9 protein-coding genes are annotated in these 8,571 nt (G+C 58.4%); all 9 read left to right on the forward strand.

Going from position 1 to position 8,571, the window contains the following annotated elements:
- Positions 1-160 precede the first annotated feature (160 nt).
- Positions 161-496 (forward strand): hypothetical protein, encoded by a 336-nt coding sequence (locus AWB64_RS30310; protein ID WP_060859112.1) that lies wholly within the window; start codon positions 161-163, stop codon positions 494-496.
- Positions 497-1,620: 1,124 nt separating this feature from the next.
- Positions 1,621-2,478, forward strand: a complete 858-nt coding sequence (locus AWB64_RS30315) for a transporter substrate-binding domain-containing protein (RefSeq protein ID WP_060859113.1) — start codon at positions 1,621-1,623, stop codon at positions 2,476-2,478.
- 15 nt (positions 2,479-2,493) lie between these two features.
- Entirely contained in the window at positions 2,494-3,156 is a 663-nt protein-coding gene (locus AWB64_RS30320) for an amino acid ABC transporter permease (protein WP_060859114.1), read from the forward strand.
- A 7-nt stretch (positions 3,157-3,163) separates the two neighbouring features.
- Positions 3,164-3,817, forward strand: coding sequence for an amino acid ABC transporter permease (locus AWB64_RS30325; protein WP_060859115.1), 654 nt, complete (start codon positions 3,164-3,166; stop codon positions 3,815-3,817).
- Positions 3,814-4,617, forward strand: coding sequence for an amino acid ABC transporter ATP-binding protein (locus AWB64_RS30330; protein WP_060859119.1), 804 nt, complete (start codon positions 3,814-3,816; stop codon positions 4,615-4,617). Before AWB64_RS30325 ends, AWB64_RS30330 begins: the two co-directional genes overlap by 4 nt.
- Positions 4,617-5,864 carry a M20 family metallo-hydrolase gene (locus AWB64_RS30335; RefSeq protein ID WP_099050622.1) on the forward strand — a complete coding sequence of 416 codons (1,248 nt, stop codon included), beginning with the start codon at positions 4,617-4,619 and terminating at the stop codon, positions 5,862-5,864. Before AWB64_RS30330 ends, AWB64_RS30335 begins: the two co-directional genes overlap by 1 nt.
- A 25-nt stretch (positions 5,865-5,889) precedes the next feature.
- Complete coding sequence (locus AWB64_RS30340) at positions 5,890-6,582, forward strand: DUF1989 domain-containing protein (RefSeq protein WP_060859117.1); 693 nt, start codon at positions 5,890-5,892, stop codon at positions 6,580-6,582.
- A gap of 127 nt (positions 6,583-6,709) precedes the next feature.
- A complete protein-coding gene (locus tag AWB64_RS30345) occupies positions 6,710-7,252 on the forward strand; it encodes a cupin domain-containing protein (protein ID WP_082850694.1) in 543 nt (180 codons plus the stop codon).
- A gap of 10 nt (positions 7,253-7,262) precedes the next feature.
- Entirely contained in the window at positions 7,263-8,201 is a 939-nt protein-coding gene (gene speB / locus AWB64_RS30350) for an agmatinase (RefSeq protein WP_060859118.1), read from the forward strand.
- The last annotated feature ends 370 nt before the right edge of the window (positions 8,202-8,571 follow it).

The following is an 8,571-nucleotide window of genomic DNA, read 5'->3' on the forward strand; positions in this document are numbered from 1 at the left end:
GAGGTCGATCCATTTGCCGCCGTTGATCTGGATGGAACCCTTGGCGTCGTAGGAGAGGTTGTTCACGCGCAGCGTCAACGTGGTTGCCGATGCGCCGGCGGGGACCGGTAGCGTGGTGGTGACCACCACGCCGCTGCCCGCACCCATGACTTCGAGCGGCATGACGATGGCGCCCGCGGTCGAAGTAGCCGGTGCTGTAGCGGCCGGCGGGGTAGCGGCCGGCGTCGTGGGCGTAGTCGTCGCCGGCGGCGTGGTCGATGCTGGCGGCGTGGTCGTTGCTGGAGGCCTGCGCCTGCGCGCAGCCGCCATCACGCTGCTGTCGTTGGCGGTCACCCCGCTGGCCGAATCAGGGGTTGCACTGGCTACCGCTGCTGCTGTGCTGCTCGTTCCTGCTGCGGTACTGGAACTGTCACCTCCGCCGCATGCGCTCAACACTGCGCCGGACGTGAGACAAATTAGGAATGTCTTATTGAGTTTTATCATTATTTATGATTAGCGGAAAAGATTGGAAACCTCACGAAAAAGTCGGCGAGGCTTGACGTCTTCAGAAGAAGCATGATTTCCGCGGAAACGAACACTTACATGCCACGAACAGCGGTGAGCGGGATTAACGTATGCAAAATCACCGTTAATAACCATTCAACCTATTCATCAGATTAATTAGTACTGAAGGGCGCGACTTACTGATATGGCCGTCTTAAGGCCAGCGAGTTTCGACATAGGCTCAATCTCCACACTCGAAGTGGTCAGGATTCAAATCGGACATGATGCGAGACGCGCGACAATCACTGAACGAGCGACTCGAAATGGATATAACCTTGATGCGCCACTACACCATAAGTATTTGTTCAAACGATGAAAATATAATTCGATATTTGGTAAAAATCACTTGATCAAATTAATTCAAAAATCGTTGCATCTCATGCATGGATCAGACCGATCATTGCGCGCGATATCAAAATCCATGCAATTCGGCAACTTATATATGAACCATTGATGACGACAGGGATTTCTAATGCACAGTATCGCGTCTCAAATTCGGCGGATCTATATAAGCCTTTGCGGCGGAATTCTAAACGTATCGAAATGATTACTCGAACGCAAGAGTGTGACATTTTGTGAGATTTTCATTACGATCTCATTCTTCTGATTTAATAAAATTTAGGGTCATTACTAAATCGAACAAGAGGAAATTAGTATGGAGATTGGCCGAAAAGCCAGCTTCGTGACTACTGAAGCCGCGCCAGGGCGACATGCGACATTGATCTCCACTAGCTGCACGCCCCATTAAAAACTCAAAACAAATACCTCAGACAATTCAGGTCAGCCTGAACAATATTTTTTCTGGTCCCGCGATCACGAAACGTAATTTGTCGGGCATGGGCCCACAAATTCCGCCCGACTTCAAAGAATTCCCGACGTTTCCCTATGTTGTGCATTGCAAGCACTTTGCCGGTGCCTGAAAGCTTTTCGGATCCCACTTCGGTGCACATGCGCTGCGTCGAAACGCGGCACAACACGCGACTTCTCGTGGCACACTTCATGCATAGTGAATTTTATTCAAGTAACTTGAATTTAATTCACTAACCCATCATGGCGGCGAGACCGCACGGGAGCATCATGCATAAGCCACTTCGTACGTTTGTCTTGTCGATGACCGGCGCGCTTGCGCTGTTTGCGTCGGTTCCCGGGTTCGCGCAAGGCAATGACCTGCTTGCGCGCGTAAAGGCAAACAAGGAGATAACGGTCGGCACCGAGGCGCGTTATGCGCCGTTTGAATCCATCGAGAACGGCAAGATCGTGGGGTATGACGCGGACCTGCTGCAGTACGTGTTGAAGTCGCTGCCCGACGTAAAGCTGAAGCAACTCGATCTCCCCTTCCAGGGTTTGCTGCCCGGCCTCGACGCCAAGCGATTCGACATGGTGATCACCGCCGTCACCGTGAACAAGGATCGTGCGAGCCATTTCGCTTTCACGCTGCCAATCGCCGACGCCACCGCCGGCGTGCTCGTGCGTTCGAACGAAACATCGATCAAATCGCCGAACGACCTGAACGGCAAGATCGTCGGCTCGCAGACGGGTTCGGCTCAATTGCAGGCACTCATGGCACTCGATAAAAGCCTCAAGGCCGCGGGCGGTCCGGGCATCAAGCAGATCAAGCAATACGTCGCCTTCGACGAAGCGTATGCCGACCTTGCGGTCGGTCGTCTGGATGCGGTCGCGCAGTCGGTCGCAAACCTTGGACCTTTGCTGAAATCGCGTCCGGGTGTGTTCACCGTGCTGCCGCAGAGCATTGGACCCAAGAGCTACTTTGCATGGGTGGCGCGCAAGGACGCTGACAGCGCGGCATTGCTGAAGCTCGTTAGCGAGAGCATCGCTCGTGCGAACCAGGACGGCACCATGAAGACGCTGCAAATGAAGTGGTTCGGCACGACCATGGACGTACCGTCGGACGCGGTTCCCGAACCATCGATGTAATCAGTCTTCGCCGACATGAACCCACCCGATCTCCTCGCGCGCGGCGCAAGCTACTTGCCGCAACTGCTGGATGGCGCGATCACCACGCTGTGGCTTTCCGCTGTCGCGGTGGCGTGCGGTTTTTTCGCGGGCATCTTTATCTACATGATGTCGGCGAGCCAGAGCCGGACGCTTTCCGCGGCCGCGCGTGCTTACGTGAGCCTGTTTCGCGGCACGCCGGTGCTCGCGCAACTGCTCGTGTTCTATTACGTGCCGTCCGGTCTCGGCTGGGCAATTCCCGGCGTGGTCGCGGCGGCGATCGGGTTATCGATGAACACGGCCGCCTATCAGTCGCAGATTCTCGGCACAGGTTTCGCCGCCATTGCACGCGGGCAAATCGAGGCGGCGCAGACCTTCAATCTCACGCGGCGCCAGACGTTATGGCACATCGAGATTCCCCAGGTCGTCACGTTGACGCTGCCGGCGCTGGTCTCGGAGATGATCGATATCGTCAAGGCGTCGGCGGTGGTCTCGGTGATTTCGGTGACCGACCTGATGCGTGTCGGGCAGCAACTGTCCTCAGTCAGCTATCGGCCGCTCGAAGTCTATACGCTCGCGGCGTGCTTTTACCTGGCGATCACGTCATTGCTTTCCCTGGCCGGACGCGGGATCGAACGGCGCATGGCGCGGCGGGCATGAAACCATCATGAACAGCTTCCTCGCGCTCACTCCACGCTTTGCGGACGCCATCCTCGTCACGCTCGAAGTCAGCTTGCTGGCGGCCCTCATTGGCGCGCTGGGCGGCTTCGCCCTGAACGCGTTGCGCATACGGTATGCGCGCTGGCTCGGCCTGCCTTATCGCGTGTATGTGTGGCTCGTTCGCGGAACGCCCTATCTTTCGCAACTGGTGATCGTCTACTTCGGCCTGCCCGTCATCGGCATCACGATGACCGCCGTGCAGGCGACCATTGTGTCGCTCGCGGTGTATTCCGCCGCGTATTTCGCGGAGATTTTCCGCGCGGGCTGGGCCAGCATTCCGCGCGGCCACATGGAAGCGGCGCGCGCATTCGGGATTGGCCGATGGCCGGCGTTTCGAAGCATCGAATTGCCTCAGGCCGTGGCCTTCGCCTTACCCTTGCTTGCGAACCAGACCATTCTCGTCATCAAGGAAAGCGCGGTTGCATCCATCATCACGGTGCCCGAACTGACAATGACCGCAAGCGATATTGTTTCGGCTACCTACACGTATATCGGCCCGTATGCGATGTTGATCATCTGCTACTGGCTCCTTACGCAATGTGTCGCCGTCAGTTTCAAGTGGGCGGCGGTGTTCATCGCACCTGCGCGAAAGACCTCATGAGCTCACTTCCCATTCTCGAACTTCGCGCCGTGGGCAAATCGTACGGCGCCAATCGTGTGCTCAAGGGCATCGACCTTAAAGTGCAGCGCGGCGAAATTGTCTCGCTGATTGGTCCCTCGGGTTCCGGCAAGACCACAGCGCTGCGCTGCATGAACTTCCTCGAAGCCTACGATGAAGGCGAGGTGTGGATCAAAGGCCAGTTGCTGGGTTATAGATCAGCGGGGCGCGCCGAACGTGACCGCGATAGTGAAAAGAGCATCGCGGAAGTGCGCCGGCCTGTCTCCATGGTCTTTCAGCAATTCAACCTGTGGCCGCACATGACGGTGCTCGGCAATGTGGCGGCGCCGCTGGTGTTGTCGAAGAAAGCGGGCAAGGCCGATGCCCGCAAACAGGCGCATGCGGCGCTCGAGCGCGTAGGCTTGGTAGAAAAGGCGAACACGTATCCCGCGTCATTGAGCGGCGGACAGCAGCAGCGCGTGGGCATTGCCCGCGCGCTCGCGATAGAACCGGAAGTCATGCTGCTCGACGAACCTACCTCTGCGCTCGATCCCGAACTCGTGGAAGAAGTGCTGAGCGTGATCCGATCGCTTGCGCAAGACGGCATGACCATGGTGATGGTCACGCACGAGATGAGTTTTGCCGCCAAGATCTCGGATCACGTCGTGTTCATGGAAGCCGGAAAGATCGTTGAAGCAGGGCCGCCCGCGCAAATCTTCGGCAACACGCGCACGCCGCGCTTGCAACAGTTTCTCAAGCCATGGTTCGATCGCAGCCTGACACCAGTCGTGGGAGCCGAGTGATGCAGGACGACGCACTCAGCACAGCATCCAGCGTCAATGCAGCGCGTCTGCTTGATTCCATCCAGACGCTTGCGCGTTTTGGCGCGCGTGAGGACGGCGGCGTGGATCGGCCTGCGCTTTCTTCGATCGATATTGACGCGCGCCGCCACTTGATTGACCGTGCCCTTGCGCTTGGCTGTAGCGTGCGTACGGACGCGTGCGCGAACCTCTTCTTCCGTCGGGAGGGGCTGGAGAATCTGCCGCCGGTCATGACCGGCAGCCATACAGATACGCAACCCACCGGCGGAAAACTCGACGGCTGTTACGGCGTGCTTGCAGGCCTCGAATGCCTGGCCGCTTTGAACGATGCCAACATACGGACGCGCCGCCCGCTTGAAGTGGTTGCGTGGACCAACGAAGAAGGCACGCGTTTTCAACCCGGCGCGATGGGATCGAGTGCATTCACCGATCCCGTATTGATCGAACGCTACATGCAAGCAAGGGACAGCGAAGGCATCACGCTTGCGGCTGCGCTCGCCGCGCATCGTGACGCGTTTCCTTCTCTTGCAACACGGCCCGTACAAGCGCAGGCGCATGCGTTTATGGAATTGCATATCGAGCAAGGCCCGTTGCTCGAACTCGCCGATGTTCCTCTCGGCGTGGTCACGGGCATTCAGGGCGTGCGCTGGTACGCGGTGCACTGCAAGGGCGCGGCGGCGCATGCCGGCACCACGCCCATGCATGCCCGCCACGACGCCATGACGCTTGCGCTTGCGGTGCGCGCGGAGCTATCGGCGCTTGCTCACGAGCTTGGGCGCGATGACACCCGCATCACGTTCGGCCGATGGACCGTGCTCCCGAACTCCATCAACACGATTGCATCGGACGTGACGTTCACTGTGGACTTCCGTCATCCGGACGCCTCTGTTCTTCATGCGTTCGACAAACAGCTGGACGCATGCGTAGAACGTCATGCGGTCTCGCGTGAAGTGCTGTTCGCCCATCCGCCGGTCGAATTCGCGCCCTCGATCATCCGGCGCGTGAAGGATGCATGCAACGCGCTATCAGCGCCTTCAATGAACATCACCTCTGGCGCGTTCCACGACGCCATGTATCTCGCGAAGCATTGTCCGAGCGCAATGCTCTTCGTCCCAAGTCGCGGCGGCATCAGCCATAACCCGGCGGAATCCACCGGCGACGATCACCTCGTTCTGGGTACGCGCGCGCTCGCGCACTGCCTGGTCCATCTCTGCAACGAAGCACCTTGAAACTTATACGACTGAAGGAGTCACCATGAGCACGCCGCACGTTGAACATCATCATGACAACAGCCACGAACTCGGCGAGAACGCCACGCTGCGCGAACCCATTTCCGCCGACGGCACGCCGGAGATCGGCAAGACCTATACGGTGCCAGCGCGCAACGGCCGCGCTGTACGCGTGCAGGCGGGGCAGACGATCCGCATCATCAACACCCATGGCACGCAGGTCTGCGACACGTGGATCTTCAACGCGAATCACCTCGACGAATTCCTTTCGTTCGAGCACGCTCGCGCGTCGCTGGACAAGGTGATTCCGCAAGCCGGCGATCCGCTGATGACCAACCATCGGCGGCCGATTGCCGAACTCGTTGCCGATACGTCTCCAGGCGTCCACGACACGCTGATGGCGGCTTGCGATTTGTATCGATACAAGAATCTCGGCGTGCATGGGTATCACGACAACTGTGCCGACAACATGCGCATGGCGTTAAAAGCCATTGGCTTGCGTGCACGCGAAGTGCCGCAACCGTTCAACCTGTGGATGAACATTCCCATCAAGCCGGACTATTCCATCGAGTGGCTCGCGCCGGTATCGAAGGCAGGCGATCATGTGGACATCAAGGCGCTGATGGATTGTGTGGTGGTGATGTCGGCGTGTCCGCAGGATATTATTCCCATCAATGCGCTCAATCCGCTTGAAGTCGAATTCACGGTGCTGGCGTAGACCCTCCAACTTTTAGAAGAGCCTTCCGGTGGCCACGAAAACTCCCGCAGCACGCAAATCGGCCAACGCGCGCCAGAGCGCCGGCAAACCGGCAGAGGTGCAGCCCGATCCGGCTGCGGCGCTGGGCGTGCGTCTCAAGCACGCGCGCATGGTGAAGCAACTGACCCTGAAGGCGCTCGCGGAGCAGGCCGGCTGCTCGGAAAGCATGTTGTCCAAACTGGAAGGCGGTCATGCGCAGCCGTCGCTCGCGACGCTGCACAAGATTGCGCTGGCGTTGTCCACCAACGTGGGCGCGCTCGTGTCCGGGCCGGACATCAACACCTCGCCGGTGCAGCGTGCGAGCGAGCGCCCGACGACCGAGTTTCCATCGGCGGGAAAGCGGCTTTCTATCATGCTCGAGCGCGTGATCGTGCCGGCTGCCGGACAGTTGCTGCAAAGCGATATTCACGTGATCGAGCCGCTTGCAAGCAGCGACGAACAGATCAGCCACGCGGGCGAGGAACTCGGCTATGTGATCGAAGGCGAGTTCGAGCTGACGCTTGGCGACGAGCGTTATCTGCTGCATCCTGGCGACACGTTCTATTTCCCCAGCACCGTGCCGCACAGTTACCGCAATCCGGGCGAGACGGTGACACGCGTGCTGTGGACCAATACACCGCCTACTTTCTGACGAGACCATCATGCCCGGCACCGATAGAAGCCAGATGGCGCTGCCGCGTTTCAGCGGCATTCCAACATTCATGCGTGTGCCGTATTGCACGAGTATCGATGAGCTCGATATCGTGCTGGCGGGCGTGCCCTTCGATGGCGGTGTCACGGCGCGTCCTGGTGCGCGCTTTGGTCCGCGCGAGATCCGCAACATGTCGAGCATGACGCGCGCCATCCATCATGTGACGCGTTTCAATCCCTTCGATGCATGCCGCGTCGGCGATATTGGCGATGTGCCTTTTACCGATCTCTTTCATCTCGAGCGTTCGCACGAAGACATCCGGCGCTTCTTCGAGCCCATTTTTGCGGCCGGCAAGATTGCGTTGAGTGCGGGCGGCGATCATTCGATTACTTATCCGATTTTCCAGGCGATGGCGCCGAAGGCGCCTATTGGCATGGTGCATATCGATGCTCATACCGATACGTGGGACAGTTTCAAGGGATCCAGATTCACGCATGGCGCGCCGTTTCGACGGGCGGTTGAAGCCGGTCTGCTTGACCCGAAGCGCACGATCCAGATTGGCATTCGCGGTGCGCAAAATTCGGATGAAGGATGGCGGTATTCGCTGGAAAGCGGCATGCGGGTGGTGTTTATTGAAGAGTTCGAGGCGCGCGGCGTGGGTGCGATCATTGAGGAAGCGCGCAAGGTCGTGGGGAATGGTCAAGCGTATCTTTCACTTGATGTAGATGGGCTTGATCCGGTTTATACACCGGGGACGGGGACGCCGGAGATTGGCGGGCTGACAACGCGCGAGACGCAGGCGCTGCTGCGTGGGTTGGAGGGTTTGAATTGGGTCGGAGGGGATGTGGTGGAAGTTTCACCACCATACGATCCTAGCGGGAATACCTCACTTGTTGCCGCTACGCTTATGTATGAGATTCTTTGTTTGCTGGCGCGGCGGTTTGTTTGAGAGGGGTTTTCGTTTGCACTTGGGGGCGGTGCGGACGGGGTCCTGCTTTTTAGCTCGTCGCGCGTTTTTTGTTCGTTGATATTTTTAGCGCTATTAGCCGCTGTCCGTGGCGGAACTTCATTTCTTGGTCCTTCGGCGACAAAGAAACGATCGCCCGCAAATCCTTACCCAGCGGGTCTTTTCGGAAAATTCATCCCGCCTACCCCCTTGCTTACCCCACAAACCAACGACGGTGTTTCCGACCAACATTCGTTGCTCGAAACCCTCGGTCTTACCTCACGTTCGCGTTGCCGCGTCCGGTGTACGGCACAAAATGCCATTGCTCGAACTCAGGATCGTACAATGCGATTTCGTCGCAATCTTGTGCCGT

It is taken from the genome of Caballeronia sordidicola (assembly GCF_001544455.2).
GTDB classification, from domain to species: domain Bacteria; phylum Pseudomonadota; class Gammaproteobacteria; order Burkholderiales; family Burkholderiaceae; genus Caballeronia; species Caballeronia sordidicola.

Coding starts and splice junctions, on each gene's coding strand:
- AWB64_RS30330 (WP_060859119.1), top strand. CDS start 3,814: ATGAGCTCACTTCCCATTCTCGAACTTCGCGCCGTGGGCAAATCGTAC.
- AWB64_RS30340 (WP_060859117.1), top strand. CDS start 5,890: ATGAGCACGCCGCACGTTGAACATCATCATGACAACAGCCACGAACTC.
- AWB64_RS30325 (WP_060859115.1), top strand. CDS start 3,164: ATGAACAGCTTCCTCGCGCTCACTCCACGCTTTGCGGACGCCATCCTC.
- AWB64_RS30310 (WP_060859112.1), top strand. CDS start 161: ATGACGATGGCGCCCGCGGTCGAAGTAGCCGGTGCTGTAGCGGCCGGC.
- AWB64_RS30315 (WP_060859113.1), top strand. CDS start 1,621: ATGCATAAGCCACTTCGTACGTTTGTCTTGTCGATGACCGGCGCGCTT.
- AWB64_RS30335 (WP_099050622.1), top strand. CDS start 4,617: ATGCAGGACGACGCACTCAGCACAGCATCCAGCGTCAATGCAGCGCGT.
- AWB64_RS30320 (WP_060859114.1), top strand. CDS start 2,494: ATGAACCCACCCGATCTCCTCGCGCGCGGCGCAAGCTACTTGCCGCAA.
- speB (WP_060859118.1), top strand. CDS start 7,263: ATGCCCGGCACCGATAGAAGCCAGATGGCGCTGCCGCGTTTCAGCGGC.